Consider the following 16,929-nt stretch of genomic DNA (forward strand, 5'->3'; position numbering starts at 1 on the left):
GTCGTATGGTTCGAGACGGTACAAATCACGGAGAGTGCCGACTTGACGAAGCACAGATCCATGAACAGGGCATACCATCCCTAAGTCGAAAGCTGTTTTCTCTCTGAAGTGGATACAGTTGGAGCACTTGTAAATTTTTTCGTTGTAATCAACCATGATTCCCTCCTTTTTTAGTATTACAGAAATACCGCTCAATTTGCTTGTAAGCCGCCGCACCCTGCAAAATAGTGTAGGAACCGTGGGGCGCTCTTTTCCTGAATCGTGAATACCCGCCTGTTTGCTTCTCTGCGAGTCTCCCAAGCCAACGAATAACAGTAGATTGACCGCCGTAGATTTCGCCGGTGTCCTGGTCAACATTGGCGGCCCCGTCCAGATCATCGAGGGGGATCTCCACCGGCTCAGGTTCCAAGCCGCGAGAGTTGCCCCAGAAGCGGCCGAAGCCGTGGTAGCCGTCGGGTATGGCCTTCTGTGCTTCTTTGTCCAGGTACTTGCAGAGATAGGAGCCCGTCCCCATGTCCCAGGTGATCCAATTGCGCTGATCCTGATGGAAGCGGAGGGCTTTAGCGTCTCCCGGGGAGGTAATCCGGCACCATGCCTCAGCCAGCTTGAGCCGGGTTTCTTCATCGGGGGGAACGGTCAGGAAAACGTGGTAGTGGGGGGCGTTTCGCTTCTGGAACTCCAGCAGCCAGAGATAGCCGACGCCGGGAATGATCCGCCGTACAGCAGTCAGCCAGGCGTTGAGATGTGCCTTTGATGTACGACCATCGACGGGCCATTGATCGTGATAGGTCAGGCCGAACTGTGAGACGAGAGCGGGAAAGGCGTTGACGGCCCGGAAGCGGAGCCGGCGGCGAGATCCTGCGGAGAAGGAACCGATCCAGGAGCCGGAGCGGTCAGGGGGAGTCTGGTCCGGATTTCCTTGACCTGGACGCTTTACACGAAGGGAAACGGGGAAGAGTTCAAGGCGATTCTGTTGAGATATGGAAGTAGTAACAAGCGGGGATTGCCCATGGGACGTTGCTCCTAACGGAGCACCTCCGACGCCGATACCGGCGACGGCCCGTTGTGCTTCAGTACGCCCGAGGGGATGCAACCCCCCGGGGCGATCTGTCGCACAACTCAGCGGAGGAGAGGAAGTTACCATCCGTAAGTCTCCCTGGAGAAGACTTCACAGAAGGCCAGCTGCGCAATGGTGGAACGCTGGAGAAGTTCAAGGCGATACTGGGAGGGGATCTTGCGAAGGTATCGAGCGGCCAGTTTTGACCGTTCGACATTGGTTAAGCTGTCGACGTAGAAATGGAGTTTTTCCAGTCGGGCCCGGACCTCAGCCGCGACACGTTCACCGGGAGTGGTCATGGCTGACCGCCCACGGATAACGGATTAAATCCTAGTTTACATAATATATCTTATCCGACGTAAAGTATGGGTTTCTCAGGTCCTCCGTTAAGGCCAAATCTTCCCGGGTTTGGGTGATGGCCGAGTGCCCTTCTCATGAGACCCGCAAGGAACAAAAAATCAAATCTCACCAAGAACCCTGGCCACGGCCAGGATTGGGCTCAATTCGCAGAGATCTCTTTCAGATTGACCTGAGTCGGAAAAACCTAGCCAGACCTACCCCTCACCCTGACCGAGAAAACCTCCTGGAGGGCAATTCTGGAGCCGAGGTTTATTTCTCGGAGAAAAGGTTTTTGTGTCTTGCAAGTTCTGCCCGTGACAATCTCGGGTCATGGGTTGCTAGGGAAGAAAACAAAAAAAGAGCCACGACTTTCGTCGTGGCTCTTTTTTTTCGTTGGTCGGGGCGAGAGGATTTGAACCTCCGACCCCGTGCACCCCATGCACGTGCGCTACCAGGCTGCGCTACGCCCCGTCAATCAACGAAGCCGGATTATCGTGTATCCGCGAGTGAATGTCAAGGGTAAATTAGGGGAAAATTTGGTCGACCTTGTTTTTAAAAATTGTTTAAATATCAAGAAGTTATAATTACTTATCCTTGGCGGCGATCAATGACCCGCTTTGCCTTTCCTTCATATCGCGGCATGGATGACGGTTCAACCAGTTTGACTCGCGCACCGACGCCCAGAGATGACGCCAGCCTCTTTTCCAGGTGATCGACAAAGGCCCGCTGCTTCTTCATCTCGTCGAAGAAAATCCGTTCGTTGACCTCGACCTGGACCTCCAGGGTATCCATCCCCCCTACCCTGTCGACGACCAGTTGATAGTGGGGTTCGCACCCTTCCACCTGAAAGAGGACTTCTTCGATCTGGGTCGGAAACACATTGACACCCTTGATGATCAGCATATCGTCGGAACGCCCCGAGGTTTTGCACATGCGCACATGGGTGCGGCCGCAGAGGCAGGGGGAATAATCGAGACAGGTAATATCCCTGGTGCGATAACGCACCATCGGAAAAGCCTCTTTTGTCAGGCTCGTCAGAACCAGTTCGCCGACGGAACCGGGAGGGAGGACTTCTCCGGTGTCCGGATCGATGATTTCCGGAATGAAGTGGTCCTCGAAGAGGTGCATACCGCACTGAAAGGAGCACTCACCGGCAATCCCCGGACCCATGACCTCGGACAGGCCGAAGTTATCCGTCGCCACGAGACCGAGGCGGTTTTGGATTTCGCGGCGCATCTCCTCGCTCCACGGTTCGGCGCCGAACAGGCCGACCCGCAGAGCCAGCTCCGCTGGATTGACGCCGAGGCGCTCCATCCGGTCGGCGATGGTCAGGGCGTAGGAGGGCGTACAGACCAGGGCGGTGGAGCGATAATCCTGCATGATCATGATCTGCTTGTCGGTGTTGCCGCTCGACATGGGGATGACTGAAGCCCCGATGCGCTCGGCTCCGTAATGAAGGCCGAAGGCACCGGTAAAGAGTCCATAACCGAAGGCGACATGAACGATGTCGTCTTCGGTGACGCCTGCGGCCGTCATGAAACGAGCTGCCAGCTCCGTCCAGGTCTGAAGGTCGTTACGGGTGTAGCCGACCACCGTCGGCTTCCCCGTGGTCCCCGAGGAGGAATGAATCCGTACCACCTGCCGCAGCGGCACGGCAAACATTCCGTAGGGGTAATTGAGGCGCAGATCCTCCTTGGTCGTAAAGGGGAAAAGGCTCAGGTCCTCCAGGGTTTGCAGATCCTTGCTGCCGAGCCCGATCTTTGCAAATTTATTCCGATAACACGGCACGCTATGGGATACCCGGTCGATGGTTTCCCGCAGCCGGGCCAACTGAAGAGCTTCGAGCTCCTCTCTTGCCATGCACTCGTTGACCGGATCCCAAATACGATCGGCGTGACGATCAATCTTCATGTTGTTTCTAGTATCCGTCATCTAAGGCACCGTTTTTGTATAGCTTTGCGTTTTAGACACGAAATACACTTCCCTACATGGAGTAAACCCGTTCCCCTTGCAGGACATTGATGCCGTTGGCCGTGAGCACCTTGATGGCCTCTTCGGGGTTGTCAAAACGGAAGATGATGACGGCATTTTCCCCGCAGCGTTCAACGAAGGCATACATATATTCGACATTGACCTTGCCACGGTCGAGGACCTGGAGAATTCCGTAAAGGCCCATGGGACGATCGGGAACCTCGACGGCGACAACTTCGGTCTTGTTGACGGTAAAGCCCTGATCTTTGAGAGCGGTCTTGGCTTCGTCGGTCTTATCGACAATCAGGCGAAGAATGCCGAAATCAGAGGTGTCCGCCAGGGAGAGTGCCCTGATGTTGATTCCGGCTGAGCCGAGCGCATGGGTTACGTCGGCGAGTCGGCCGCTCTTGTTCTCGATAAAAATGGAAATCTGTTCGACTTTCATGGTCCCTCCGTCGAGCAATGAATTTGTAGAATTTACTTACCCCGTCGGTCGATGACCCGCTGGGCCTTCCCTTCGCTGCGGGCAATGGTCTTGGGCTCCACCAATCGCACCTTGCAGCTGATCCCCAGCAGATCCTTGATTTCTTTGCGGATCCGCTGGGTGAGGTCCTGCAGTACCTTGATTTCATCGGAGAAGGTTTTTTCATTGACCTCGACCTGGATTTCCAGTGTATCGAGGTTCTCCTCGCGGTCGACGAGGAGCTGATAGTGGGGCTCGACGCCCTCGATGTTGACGAGCACGCTCTCGATCTGCGAGGGGAAGATGTTGACTCCGCGGATGATGAGCATGTCGTCGGTGCGGCCGCTCATCCGTGCGAGGCGGATGTGGGTGCGGCCACAGACGCAGGGTTCGGTGATCAGGCGGGTGATGTCCCTGGTCCGGTATCGGATCATGGGGATCCCCTCCTTGGTGATGGTGGTGATCACCAGTTCACCCTGCTCTCCGTGAGGGAGGATCTCACCGGTATCGGGATTGATGATTTCGGGGATGAAATGATCTTCCCAGATATGCAGACCGTGCTGGGCTTCGATACACTCGATGCCGACGCCGGGGCCGAGAATTTCTGAAAGACCGTAGATGTCGATTGCCTTGATGTTGAGCTTGGCCTCAATCTCCCGACGAATCGACTCGGTCCAGGGCTCGGCGCCGAAGATGCCGACCCGCAGCTTGAGATCGCGAAAATCGACCCCCTCTTCCGCGGCGGCCTCGGCCAGATAGAGACTGTAGGAGGGAGTACAGGTCAGCACCGTGGACCCGAAATCCTGCATGATCATGATCTGTTTTTTGGTGTTTCCCCCCGACATGGGAATGACCGAAGCGCCGAGCTTCTCGGCGCCGTAATGAGCGCCGAGCCCCCCGGTAAAGAGGCCATAGCCGTAAGCATTGTGGATGACGTCTCCCCTGTGAGCTCCGGCAGCGACGAAGGAACGGGCCATCAGTTCGGCCCACATCTCGATGTCACGACGGGTATAGCCGACGACTGTCGGTTTACCCGTCGTCCCCGAGGAGGCATGGATGCGGACGATGTCCTCGAGAGGGACGGCGAACAGTCCGTAGGGATAGTTGTCCCGCATGTCCTGCTTCAGGGTGAAGGGGAGGCGGCGCAGGTCGTCGAGGGATTTAATGTCGTCGGGGGTGATTTTGGCCCGGCGAAAGTTTTCCTGATAAAAAGGAACGGTTGCATAGACGCGCTGCAGGGTCTGCTGCAACCGTTTGAGCTGCAGCGCGGCAATGGCCTCCCGGGGGAGCGTTTCAAATTCGGCATTCCATAACATGGCGTTCTCCAGCGAGGGGAAAAGGGCCTGGCTGCACCCCGCGACGGGTTATTTCAGGAATTTCGGCCGAGATCGAAGGCCTTGATATTCTCGGCAACAAACCGCGGCGGAACCATCCTGCTGATCGCCTCGTGCCAAAGCTTATCATCGATATCCATGGTATTGGCCAGGGCACCGAGGAGGACGGTATTGACGGTACGGGCATTCCCGGATTTGAGTGCCAGATCGAGTCCGTTGACCAACCTGGTATCGGGAAAACTCGCGGCGATCTTTTTCGGGATGTCGGCGGGGTAGGTTTCCTGGCCCAGGGCGACGGAAGGGGGAAGGACCTTGAGGTCGTTGACGACCACCTTCCCGCCCTTGCGAAGGAGCGGAAGGTAGCGGTAGGTCTCGAGGAGTTCGAAGCCGAAGAGGATATCGGCCTCCCCTTCGGGGATGATGGCCGAATAAACCTTTGCTCCGTAGCGGACATGGGAAACAACGCTGCCGCCCCGCTGGGCCATGCCGTGAACCTCGGCCTTCTTCACGTCACTCCCCGAGAGCATCAGCACTTCGGAAAGTATTTCGCTGGCCAGCAGGGTGCCCTGTCCGCCGACTCCGACCAGTAGAATGTTGGTGACTTTATTCGCCATGACAGACTCCAAATGCTCCGAATTTGCATACCTGTTCACAGACCCCGCAGCCGACGCAGAGGAGACGATTGACCTGGGCCTGTCCCTTCGGTCCGGCCTGGGGATTCCATTCGATGGCCGGACAGCCGAGCTTGAGGCAGGCTTTACAGGCGGTGCATTTGTCGGCATCGACGTACAGGGGGGACTTGCGCTCGATCACATCGCGTTTGATCAGCATGCACGGGCGGCGGGTAATGATGACCGAAACTTCGGGACGGTTCATCTCCTCGCGGATCGTGTCGCGGGTCTTGTCCAGCTCGTAGGGGTCGATAACCTGGACATGTTTGACACCGGTGGCCTGCACGAGTTTTTCCAGGTCGATCTCGTAGGCCTCTTCCCCCATTAGGGTAAAACCCGAACCGGGGTTTTCCTGACGTCCGGTCATGCCGGTGATGCGGTTGTCGAGGATGATGACCGTGGCCGTCGACTTGTTGTAAACCATGTCGATCAGACCGTTGATCCCCGTATGCAAAAAGGTGGAGTCGCCGATGACCGCAACGACTTTTTTCTGGTCCTCGGGGCTGAGGACCTTGCTGATCCCCGTAGCGTTCCCGATGCTGGCCCCCATGCAGACGCAGGTATCCATGGCCGACAGCGGCGGCATGAAGCCGAGGGTGTAACAGCCGATATCCCCGGAAACAAAGGCCTTCAGGCGGTTCAGAGCAAGAAAGACACCGCGGTGCGGACAACCGGGACACATGTTGGGGGGACGATTGGGGAGAGTCTCCTGATGGGTGAAAGACTGGGATATCCCCTCTCCCGAGAGCCCCATCTTCACTCGGCCTGGAGTCAGTTCGCCACAGATGGAGAACAATTCTTTCCCCTTGACGGCGATCCCCATGGCGCGGACCTGCTCTTCAATAAAAGGATCGAGTTCTTCGATCACATACAGCGTCTTGAAGCGGGCTGCGAACTCGCGGATCAGGCGCTTAGGGAGGGGATAAACCATCCCGAGCTTGAGTATGCTGGCGTCCGGAAGAATTTCCCTGGCATATTGATAGGACACTCCGGAGGTGATGACCCCCACGTCTCCTGTCCCCTCTTCGATGCGGTTGAATCCCTGGTCGCAGGCCCATTCCTCCATGAGGAGCAGCCGCTCCTCAACCACTTTGTGCCGCAGTCGGGCATTCCCCGGAAGCATGACGAACTTGGGAGGATTTCGCTCCAGGGAGGGTTCGGGAAGGCTCTGGACCGGGGAGCCCAGAACGACAATTGACTTGGAGTGGGAAATTCGCGTCGTCGTCCGCAGGAAAACGGGGGTGTCAAAGGTTTCGCTGACCTCGAATGCCAGGCGGGTAAAGTCGAGAGCTTCCTGGCTGTCGGACGGCTCGAACATGGGAATTTTGGCGAATTTGGCGTAGTTGCGGTTATCCTGTTCGTTCTGCGAGGAATGGAGTTCCGGATCGTCTGCGGTTACCAGCACAAGTCCGCCGCGAACACCGGTGTAAGAAAGGGTAAAAAGGGGGTCGGCAGCAACGTTGACACCCACATGCTTCATGGTCACCAGTGCCCGGGCCCCGCCGAAACAGGCGCCGATACCAACCTCCAGCGCCACCTTTTCGTTGGGCGCCCAGGAGGCGTTGATGACAGGGTACTTTACGATGTTTTCAAGGATTTCGGTGCTCGGTGTCCCGGGATAGGCCGAGGCGACCTTGACTCCCGCCTCGAAAGCCCCGCGGGCAATGGCCTCGTTTCCGGAGAGGATGGCTTTGTCCATTTGCTACCTTTCTTTTACTGCAATTTGAGCCGGATTGGTCCGCGGCCGTCGTTGAGACACAATAGTTTGAAGGCCTTGAATATAGAGGAATCGTTCAGGGGATGTCAATCGCTTCGCCCTGCTCTCCGGCGGCGGAGAGCAGAACTCCCTCCAGAAGCCCGGAATCGATGGCGACGAGTTCGTTGCGGTGAAAAGTGTCGAGGATCGCCAGGACCGACAGAAGGCCGGGGACGATCAGGTCCCCCCTCCCCTTCTCCATTCCCGGCAGATCTTCCCGCTGCTGCGGGGACAACTCTGAAAGGTGATCCAGCAAAGGCAAAAGATCCTTTCGGGGGAGATGCAGATTATTGATCCGCCCTCGATCATATTCGGTCATCTCAAGAAGGAGAGCCGCCAGGGTGGTGACGGTGCCTGCGGTTCCGACGATACGACACCCCTCGGAAAGGACCGTTTCCTCCTCCCCGGCGTCCCGGAGATCGCTTCGAAGCCGACGGAGTATCTCCTGGATGTGCTCCTTTTGTCCGGCCTCATCCGGCCATTGTTCACAGAGGGAGACGATGCCGAGAGGATAGCTCTTTTGAAAGAGGACCTTCCCGTCCTGCCAGAGAATAAATTCCGTACTCCCCCCGCCGAGATCGAAAATCAGGCAACTCTCCGGGCGGGGATCGAGGTCGGCGAGAACACCGAGAGCGCTGAGCCGTGCTTCCTCTTCCCCGTCGATGATTTCCAGGAAGATGCCGGTTCGGGAACGGACCAGTTCGGCGAAGGCCCCTCCATTGACTGCCCTGCGCAACGCCTCGGTCCCCACTGCCCGGCACCGGGAGACACCGGTCTCCGAAACAATGGCCGCCATCGCCTCCAATGCAAAAAGGGTCCGCTCGACAGCTGCCGGAGCGAGACCCTTTTCTGCCGTTGCCCCACCTCCCAGTCGCGTGATGGCCCGATGGTATCGATGGGGAACGACCCGGCCGTTTTCCAGGTGACCGAGCAAAAGCCTGACGGTGTTCGAGCCGACGTCGATGGCCGCCTGCATTTACTTGAGCCCGACGAGGGCCTTGGAGACGTTGTAGGTATGGTCTCCGATCTTCTCGAAATTGTGGAGCATGTCGATATAGATGAGCCCGGGGAGAACCGCACACTCTCCGGTGTTCAGGCGGGAGATATGATTGTCCTTCAAGGCTCCCTCCAACTGGTCGATCGCCTCTTCCAGGACCTCCGCTTTCGGGCCGACGGAGGTGTCACGGCGGTCCATGGCGCTGAGAATGAAGCTGAGGAATTCCCTTGTCTTTGCGGACAATTCCTCTATTTCGACGTTGGCTATCTCGGAAAAGATCACCTTCTGGTTTTTCCGGCGCAGGCCGAGTCGCCAAAGATTCTCACAGTGGTCCCCGACCCGTTCGAGGTCGTTGACCATATGCATCATCGAAGCGATGTCCCGCGAGGTTTCCTGGGTGATCGATTTTTGCGAAAGGGCCACCAGAAAGTCGGTGATCTCTTTCTGAAGCATGTCGACCATCTCCTCTTTCTTCTCCAGAAGAGATATCCTCTTGTCATCCAGATCCCGCAGAAAAAGCGAGGTCTCCTCAAGCATTTCCAGAGAGATCTGCGCCATGCGCTTGGTTTCGGCACGGGCCTGCCCCAAAGCAATAGGCGGAGTGTTGAGGACCCGGTTGTCGATGAACTTGAGGTGAAATTCCATTTCCGTTTCACGACCGGGGATCAGCATCGTGGCCAACTTGGCCAAAATTCCGACAAAGGGGAGAAAGACGAGGGTGTTGATGATGTTGAACAGCGAGTGGGTATTGGCGATATGCCGGGCAATGAACGGTTTGTCTCCCAGCGCGGCGCCATAGGTCGCCATCTGCTGCTGGGTTTGAATCACGAAGTCGGGATTTCCCGGGGTGATGGACGTCACCACCTTGAGAAAGTAAGGCAACAGTATCAGCATGTAGGCGACGCCGATAAAATTGAAGAGGAAGTGGGCCAGGGCCGTCCGCCGCGCGGCGACGTTGGTCCCGATGGCGGCAAGATTGGCCGTGATCGTGGTGCCGATGTTTTCCCCGAGAATCAGGGCCACACTGGCCTCGAAACTCACCAGGCCGGAACTGGCCAGCGCCAGGGTAATTCCGATGGTGGCGCTGCTGCTTTGAACAATCACCGTCATGACGGCCCCGATAAGGACGCCGAGAAGGTGGTTGTCGCCGACCAGGGTGAAGAACTGACGAAATTCCTCACTCCCCTTCACCGGATCGAAGGCCTCTTTCATGGTCGAGAGGCCGAAAAAAAGGATGCCGAAACCGAGAAGAATTTCCCCGAGATACACCCAGTTGCGATTGCGGGCAAAAAGCTTGAACGCAGCGCCGATACCGATGGCCGGCAAGGCGTATTTGGTGATTTTGAAAGCGATCAGTTGCGCCGTGACGGTCGTTCCGATGTTGGCCCCGAGAACGACACCGATCGACTGCACCAGGGACATCAGGCCGGCATTGACAAAGCCGACCACCATGACTGTCGTTGCGCTGGACGACTGGATGATCGCCGTGACCGCCAGGCCGACCAGGGTGCCGATAATGCGGTTGTTGGTCAGAGCCGCAAGAATCTTGCGCATCCGGTCGCCGGCGACCTTCTGCAACCCCTCGGACATGATCTTCATGCCGAAGAGAAAAAGTCCCAGACCGCCCATCAGCCCGAAGATGAGCTTCTGATTCAACAGAATTGTCAGCATGTTGCACTCCTGCACCACCGAAACGTCTCGGTGTAATTGACCCATCACACAAGGATTAATGCGGGTGGACTATAGAGGATGGATCACTTTTTTTCAACGGAAAAGGGGAAGGTAAAATCCGCTGCGCCGGAAGAAGGAGTTTCCGGACGATATATCCTTAGCTGAAAACTCCTTTTCTGGCTGAGATCCACAGGAAAATAAAGAAGGCCAGAAATCCGCCCATGGGGAAGGACAGGGCCGGCGGGAAGGGCCCGGGTGAGGGTTTCTGCGGGATGGTTTTCCGCATAATAGGGGAGGGAGCTGTTGAAAGTGTTGAAGGCGCTGAATTTTTCGCGATCCTCAAGGTAGTAGAAGCCAACATACGGGTAAGGAATAAGATATTCCGAGTCCCTGGCGACGGCCGTACCGACTTCGGCAACCGTCATCGGGCGGTATTGGTTCCCCTTGTCGTCGACAAGGACAAACGACGAGAGGGGAAGGGTGATTTCCCGGCTGCTGCGATTTTCAATGACGAAGTTAAAGGAAGTAATGTTGTCTGCCGTACGATAAGGAGCAACTTCCAGATCCTCCACCCGGGCGGTAACGGAAATGCCGTCCCGGGTTTCGGTGAGGGAATTGTCCGCTGAATTTATTTTTGCTGTACCGGTAGCCTGGGGAATGATGGCAATGCCGCACCCGCCCAATACGATGGATGCACAAACAACCGCGAGCAGTTTAACCATTGGATCCCTCCTTATGCCGGTTGGCAATCATTCAGGTCTTCTTTTCGGAAGCCCAGAGAATCATCTTGCGGTATTCGTCGCTGTTTTCCCGGATTCTCTGACTGAAGATCCGGATGATGTTACGCATGAGCTTGAGAGCGAGTTTCGGATGGCTTTCGCAAAGGGCATCGAAATCAGCCTTTTTGATCCCCAGCAACTGGGCATCTTCGGCGACTCGGGCCGTCGCCGAGCGGGGAGCACTATCGAGGACAGCCATCTCGCCGAAGACATCTTCCGGTCCGAGGATCACCAGGGTTTTTTCCTCCCCTTCGGCAATCATTTTGGAGATCTGCACCGTCCCCTGCTTGACGAGAAAAAGAGATTCCCCGGACATGTTCTCCAGAAAGACCGTTGTTCCTTCGGCCATCTTTCTTTCCTTGAAGATGGCCGACAATACGGCAATTTCGCCTGGCTCCATATCCCGAAACAAGGAAGAGCCGGTCAAGGATTCGAAATTGACCTTGGATGCGTTGGTCATCGGTAGTCCTGGTCCATTTTAAGGGGGAGTGTCTCTGTTTCCCAGGGGTTTTCGTAGAGAGCGAGCTCAACTCTCCGGAGCTTCTCAACGGGCTGATTTCCCCCGGGAACGTCCCCGGCCCCGAACCCGATGAGGTAGTAGTCCAATCCCATTTGATAGCGCTCCTGCAGGTAATCGGCTACAGCCTTGGCCCGCATCATGGAAATTTCAACATTGGTTTCCATCTCCCCGTCCGGACTGGCAAAACCCTCCAGGCGCACCAGGAATTTGTAAAGATCGACCTGGCGCAATTGCGGAACCAGCTTGTCGATGGCACTCCTGGCGGATTCTTTCAAGGCTGCGGAGCCGATATCAAAATAAACCACCCCGACAACATCGCGGCTGGCAAGAAAATTCTCTGCCTGGCCCGAAACGGACTCCGCCTGGAGTCCTGAGGCGGTTGTCAGAGAGAATACCACAAAAAAGATAGCGACAAGCTTCACGTTAAGGCTCCTCTTTGGGCAGGAGGATGAGAACTTCTACCCGGCGATTGGCAATGCGCCCCTCCGGGGTGGCATTGCTGGACATGGGTTCGCGTTCTCCAAACCCCTTGACAAAAACCCTTGAGGGATCGAATCCGTTGTGAACCACCAGGTAGGTTCCGAGGGAAATGGCCCGTTTCAGGGAGAGTTTCTCGTTGTAGGATTCGGAGGCGATGCTGTCGGTGTGTCCATCGATCCTGATGACAAACCACTTGTTTTCGTTGCGCAACTGTTCGGCCACTTCGGAGATGGCCCGTTTCCCCTCTTCGGAAAGACTCCACTGATCGTAGCCGTAGGTCAGCTCGGAAAGACGGAATTTGCGGTAAACAACGGTACGGATCGGTTCCTCTGCGGTTCCCGGCCCGGGGCCGGCGATCGCGGCAGGTTGATGCAAATCGTTGTCAGGAATGACGAGTCTTTCCTCCGGTGTGAGGATCACCTCGGCAACCGGGAGATCGACGGGAACCTCAAGTTTGCTCATGGATACCGGGATCAAGGGCGATTGCTTGGCGATGAGGGGTGTCAGGGTTTTCACCTTGACCACCCTGACCGGTTCCTTGGCTTCATCTTCGGCAGCCAAGTCGACGGCCTCGACAATTTTCGGAATCGGTTTCTGATAGGTACCGATTCCCTGACAGGTCGAAAAACCGACCAGGACACGCCAGTCGGGACTGCCGTCGCTGAACCCCATCCCACCACCGACATTGAGGGTCAGGTGGGGGGAAATAAAATACTGCAATCCGGCGAGAGCCTCCCGGGCGTCAGGGGCGCCCTTGACTTTTTCTGTCAGCGCTTCCCCTTCAATGACCAATCTGAGGCGCGCTGTGGGTGAAAACTCTATCCCCCCTCCGAAAACATACTGGTCTTCAAACTGGGTCAGACTCGCGGAAGGCTGCTCATTGAACACAGCACCGCCGTTCAGGTGAATGCCGAATCGCCCTGGCTTGAGGCTGGCGATCAGTCGGGTCGAAAGGCTGTTGAGCCCGTCGGCGGAAGGATCGTCGGATACGATTTTGCGGGCCTGCCCGTCAATGGCGAGCTTGAAGGGGGCAGAACGTCTGCCAATAAGGCGCAATTTCATGCCGATATTGGCAAAACCGCGGTTGCCCTGATCCTCATCGCCGTTAAAAAGAAGGTTTGGATAGGAACCGTAAGCCTCAAGAAAACTGCCGAGGCCAAGGGTCAATGATACAGGGAGGGTCGTACTGTCGCCCGAATCGACTGCGGCATGATCCGTCCATATTCCAAGACAAATATTTCCGGCATTGAGCGTTTCGGCTGTTGGCTGGGTGAAGAGGCCGGTGTCGCCATAGGGAGTGGGAACGGCGGAAACACCACCGGCGCAGGTCAGGACAAGCCCCCAGGCCAAAATGAATGACAGACTCTGTTTCATGAACGTCCTTCCTGCCGGTAGGGAAGATATTTTCCCGGCGTGGCAGTAAAAGCGGAAATCGACCGATTTGGTGGGACTATTAGCATCTAAGACATGGAAAATCAACGAACTTGTTCAATCAGCGAGGGGGTATTGATCCCGGCTGAACAAAAAGAACCGAACCAACTCTGTTATTTGACTGCCTGGGCAGCGTCCATTGGAGAAGATTCGGGGAAAATCCGGGCAGGATATCGGGGCGCAGCTCTGTTATGCGGGGCGACAGGTGCGACTCCGAGCCTTTTCTTCCTATTGCAATCAATTAACGTGCCAAATTAGCGAGAGAGGGCTGGCGAGTGAAGCTCGGAAGGATCGAGATTTCGGAAGGGGGCAATAAGCACAAGGACCACCTTCGGTTCGTCAAATAAAACCGAAAGGTGGGGATGGCCAAGGGAAGGTAGGGAAAATACGAAATTAATTTTTCGCGTCGACCCGCTCGCGCAACTCCTTGCCGACTTTGAAAAAGGGGAGTTTTTTCGGATTGACCTGAATGACTTCCCCGGTTTTCGGATTGCGGCCCATATAGGCCTTGTAATCTTTGACGACAAAACTGCCAAATCCACGAATTTCGATGCGCCCGCCCCGGATCAGTTCACTGCTCAGGGAATCGAAGATAATATTGACGATTTCCTCGGATTTTTTGAATGTCAGGTTCTTTTCGTTGGCCAGGGCCTCTACTAGTTCCGATTTGTTCATGTGTCCTCCAGGGAAGTTTCAACTCGCTCGAAATCTCCGGACTTCGCCAGGCATCCGACAACGGGGCCGCAAAGTGTGCCATTAACGACTCGGCACTAGGACTAATATACTTGGGGTGAGCGAGGTGTCAATAGAGGGGCAATGAGTTTTCGGCTACTTACGAAAGTTAGGCAATTCGGTGGCGGTCGAGGAGTCGGGACCCTTCCTCCTTGAGAATTGCATCGAGGGTGGGGTCGGCGAGGGTTTTTGTCAACAGAGAAAGCCCTTCCTTCTTCCAACCCTTGGCCAGATAAGCCTGGGCAATGCGTAGCGCCCACCGAGGGTTTCCAGGTTCCTGGCGAAGAGCCCCCTTGAAGGACTCCAGGGCCTTGTCGATGTTCATCCCATGACGCAGGGAGAACTCCGCCAGGTGGACATTGATCCCCGAACACCCTCCGGCGGGGAGCGTCTCCAGAAGCGCTTCGACCTCGGCAATACGCCCTTTCTTCTCCAGAAGAGAAGCAACGGCGAGAATCGTATCCCCTTCGCAGCCATGGTTCACACTGCTCAAGCCGTGCTGCAATGCCGCCTCAAGGTCGCCGCGCCGGGCGCAGACAATCATCATTCGACCATGGCTAAAACCCGGTGCGATTCCCCCTTCGAGCATGGCGGCAAGTATTTTCTCAGCCTCCAGATCCTGCTCTCCGGCCAGAAGAACCCCGACAAGTGCCTCCCTGGCCAGGGTCAACTCGGGATTAAGTTCGATACTCCGTTTCAGATCCTCACAGGCCTCTTCGCCCCTGCCAAGTCTGCCGAGAAGGGAACCCCGTTCAAAATAAAAGAGATCGTCCCTGGCCCCTGCGGGTACGAGTTCGAAAAACTCCAGGGCCCTGTCATCCTCCCCTTCATGGGCCGCCAGGAAGGCGTCAAGAAACGACCCGGAGAGCCTTTGGTATCGCGCCGCCAGTTCCGGAGGGTATCCGCAGAGAACCAGATCAAGGCGGACGGAGGCATCGCTGACGAGACCGGCCCTCTCCGAAGGAGTAGGTGCACAGTCCGTCGAAGAACATCCTGAGGTGCAGGGATGCGCCGGTACAGCCTGGGGGAGGTCGGAGGCCGTTGGGTCCATTTGCAGGGCCGCTTGGCGGATTCGCAAGACGAGGTCGGCGCTGCGGGCCTGACTGCTCGCCAGGGCAAAATGCTCGGCGGCGCGTTCGCCGTCGCCAGCCCTCAGGCAGGCCTCTCCCTCCGACAGATTGACGGCTGCCAGTTCGTCACCGGCCTGGGTCAGCAGGAGTTCGAGTTCGGCAAGTTCTGATTCGCCGAAACCGGCACGGTCCAGGGAGTGGCCGATAGCCAGGGCATCGGCCAGGCGCCGCTGATCCAGAGCTCGACGAAGGGTGGACAGGGGTTCGGTTTTTCCGAAGATTCGACTTAAAAAACTCATGGCTTTGATCTCAAATTATCGTGAAGGGAGAGAGGGTCCAGATGACCTTGGCATTCCCGTCGCCCGTGTTGTCCCAGCGATGGGGAAGATGCGACTTGAAGGAAAGGCTGTCGCCGTTATTGAGGATGTGAACCTCGCCGGCAATTTCCACCCGGATTTGACCTTCCAGAACGTAGATCAACTCGTCCCCCGGATGATACATGTTTTGTTCACCGCTAGTTCCCCCCTTTTGCACAGTGCAGAAAAAAGAGGTGAACTGAGGATCCCGCAATCCCGAAGTGAAGGACTCCGTCCGCATGTTGCGGTCATCGTCGTATACGGTTTTGTCGCGATGCCCAGGGGAGGAAAAGACCACTTCGTGGGTGGTACTGACTTCCTCGATGAAATAATTGATGCTCTTGCCGAAAACGCCGGCAAGTTTCATGAGAATTTCCACGGACGGTATGGTCAGTCCCCGTTCGATGCGGGAGATCATATTGGATGAGACATGGGATTTCTCGGCCAGCGCCTGAATGGTCATGTCCGTCTTGAGGCGAATGCTTTTGAGCTTTTTCCCCACGATCTTTTTTATCTTCATCAAAAACTCTCCGGATAGAAGCAGCCGTCCTGGATTATTGGGCTAAATCGGGGGCCGGGGAAACAACCCACATAACCGTCGTCTGTCCATGGGCCAGGTTCTTCCAACTGTGTTTCAGCGAGGCCTTGAAGGTCAGGGAGTCCCCTTCTTCAAGGAGATACCCTTCGCCCTCGATGACAAACTCCATTCGCCCCTTGAGGATCAATGCGAACTCCTCTCCGGTATGAACCATCCCCCCCTCCCCGCTGTCGCATCCCTCTTCCAGTGTGTCATAAAAGACGGCAAAACTGGGATCGCGGATCCCCTGGGTCAGGCTGGTGATCTGATGCTTGTCCTCAAAAAAGAAGATCGGTTCCCCCATCCCCTTGCGGGTGTGGATGACCGTTGTCCCCTTCTCCGCCTCCTCGACAAAGTAATTGATGCTCATGCCGAAAGCATCCGCCAGTTTCATGAGAATTTCGACGGACGGAATGGTCAATCCCCGTTCGATGCGGGAGATCATGTTTGAGGAAACCCTTGATCTTTCGGAAAGTTCCTGAATGGTCATATCGTTTTTAAGACGGGTGGCCTTGAGCTTTTTGCCGATCAGTTTCTTAACCATCAGTTACCTGCCTTTTTGCTATTTTTGCTAAAATGAGATGCTGTTCTATCATTGCCGGGGAGACCTGTCAACCTAATATGAGAATTTCCGACCCCAAATGGTAATTCATGAGAGGGCCGAGTTGTCAACCTGTTATTCAAGGAGGTTGACAACTCGGCCGTTATCCCTATAATCGGTGAGC

General features: G+C 56.1%; 17 protein-coding genes and 1 tRNA gene. All 18 read right to left on the reverse strand.

The window, feature by feature from the left end; all coding sequences use genetic code 11:
* Positions 1–148: 148 nt before the first annotated feature.
* Positions 149–1,144 carry a rolling circle replication-associated protein gene (locus DSOUD_RS18455; RefSeq protein ID WP_198300300.1) on the reverse strand — a complete coding sequence of 332 codons (996 nt, stop codon included), beginning with the start codon at positions 1,142–1,144 and terminating at the stop codon, positions 149–151.
* Positions 1,138–1,356: a hypothetical protein gene (locus DSOUD_RS09235; RefSeq protein ID WP_053550740.1), complete on the reverse strand. Its 219-nt coding sequence runs from the start codon at positions 1,354–1,356 to the stop codon at positions 1,138–1,140. Before DSOUD_RS09235 ends, DSOUD_RS18455 begins: the two co-directional genes overlap by 7 nt.
* Before the next feature lie 434 nt (positions 1,357–1,790).
* Positions 1,791–1,867, reverse strand: a tRNA-Pro gene (locus tag DSOUD_RS09240).
* A 117-nt stretch (positions 1,868–1,984) separates the two neighbouring features.
* On the reverse strand, positions 1,985–3,328 hold the full coding sequence (locus DSOUD_RS09245) for a phenylacetate--CoA ligase family protein (protein ID WP_232426425.1): 1,344 nt from the start codon (positions 3,326–3,328) through the stop codon (positions 1,985–1,987).
* Positions 3,329–3,380: 52 nt separating this feature from the next.
* Positions 3,381–3,812: an ACT domain-containing protein gene (locus tag DSOUD_RS09250; protein WP_053550742.1), complete on the reverse strand. Its 432-nt coding sequence runs from the start codon at positions 3,810–3,812 to the stop codon at positions 3,381–3,383.
* A 32-nt stretch (positions 3,813–3,844) separates the two neighbouring features.
* Positions 3,845–5,146: a phenylacetate--CoA ligase family protein gene (locus DSOUD_RS09255; protein WP_053550743.1), complete on the reverse strand. Its 1,302-nt coding sequence runs from the start codon at positions 5,144–5,146 to the stop codon at positions 3,845–3,847.
* A 53-nt stretch (positions 5,147–5,199) separates the two neighbouring features.
* A complete protein-coding gene (locus tag DSOUD_RS09260; RefSeq protein WP_053550744.1) occupies positions 5,200–5,778 on the reverse strand; it encodes an indolepyruvate oxidoreductase subunit beta in 579 nt (192 codons plus the stop codon).
* Positions 5,768–7,534, reverse strand: coding sequence for an indolepyruvate ferredoxin oxidoreductase subunit alpha (gene iorA / locus DSOUD_RS09265; RefSeq protein WP_053550745.1), 1,767 nt, complete (start codon positions 7,532–7,534; stop codon positions 5,768–5,770). Before iorA ends, DSOUD_RS09260 begins: the two co-directional genes overlap by 11 nt.
* A gap of 94 nt (positions 7,535–7,628) precedes the next feature.
* Positions 7,629–8,567 carry a Ppx/GppA phosphatase family protein gene (locus DSOUD_RS09270; RefSeq protein ID WP_053550746.1) on the reverse strand — a complete coding sequence of 313 codons (939 nt, stop codon included), beginning with the start codon at positions 8,565–8,567 and terminating at the stop codon, positions 7,629–7,631.
* Positions 8,568–10,259, reverse strand: coding sequence for a Na/Pi cotransporter family protein (locus DSOUD_RS09275; RefSeq protein WP_053550747.1), 1,692 nt, complete (start codon positions 10,257–10,259; stop codon positions 8,568–8,570). It abuts the gene before it with no gap.
* Between the two features lie 83 nt (positions 10,260–10,342).
* Positions 10,343–10,981, reverse strand: coding sequence for a hypothetical protein (locus DSOUD_RS09280; RefSeq protein ID WP_053550748.1), 639 nt, complete (start codon positions 10,979–10,981; stop codon positions 10,343–10,345).
* Between the two features lie 31 nt (positions 10,982–11,012).
* Complete coding sequence (locus tag DSOUD_RS09285; protein WP_053550749.1) at positions 11,013–11,498, reverse strand: Crp/Fnr family transcriptional regulator; 486 nt, start codon at positions 11,496–11,498, stop codon at positions 11,013–11,015.
* Positions 11,495–11,980, reverse strand: coding sequence for an OmpA family protein (locus tag DSOUD_RS09290; RefSeq protein WP_053550750.1), 486 nt, complete (start codon positions 11,978–11,980; stop codon positions 11,495–11,497). The genes DSOUD_RS09285 and DSOUD_RS09290 overlap by 4 nt, the downstream gene beginning before the upstream one ends.
* 1 nt (position 11,981) lies before the next feature.
* Positions 11,982–13,412 (reverse strand): OmpA family protein, encoded by a 1,431-nt coding sequence (locus tag DSOUD_RS09295; protein WP_053550751.1) that lies wholly within the window; start codon positions 13,410–13,412, stop codon positions 11,982–11,984.
* A 450-nt stretch (positions 13,413–13,862) separates the two neighbouring features.
* A complete protein-coding gene (locus tag DSOUD_RS09300) occupies positions 13,863–14,144 on the reverse strand; it encodes an HU family DNA-binding protein (protein WP_053550752.1) in 282 nt (93 codons plus the stop codon).
* 166 nt (positions 14,145–14,310) lie between these two features.
* Positions 14,311–15,570: a tetratricopeptide repeat protein gene (locus DSOUD_RS09305; RefSeq protein ID WP_053550753.1), complete on the reverse strand. Its 1,260-nt coding sequence runs from the start codon at positions 15,568–15,570 to the stop codon at positions 14,311–14,313.
* A gap of 10 nt (positions 15,571–15,580) precedes the next feature.
* Entirely contained in the window at positions 15,581–16,147 is a 567-nt protein-coding gene (locus tag DSOUD_RS09310) for a helix-turn-helix domain-containing protein (protein WP_053550754.1), read from the reverse strand.
* A gap of 34 nt (positions 16,148–16,181) precedes the next feature.
* Entirely contained in the window at positions 16,182–16,748 is a 567-nt protein-coding gene (locus tag DSOUD_RS09315) for a helix-turn-helix domain-containing protein (RefSeq protein WP_053550755.1), read from the reverse strand.
* Positions 16,749–16,929 lie beyond the last annotated feature (181 nt).

Origin of the sequence: Desulfuromonas soudanensis (assembly GCF_001278055.1) — a bacterium.
GTDB lineage: Bacteria > Desulfobacterota > Desulfuromonadia > Desulfuromonadales > WTL > Deferrimonas > Deferrimonas soudanensis.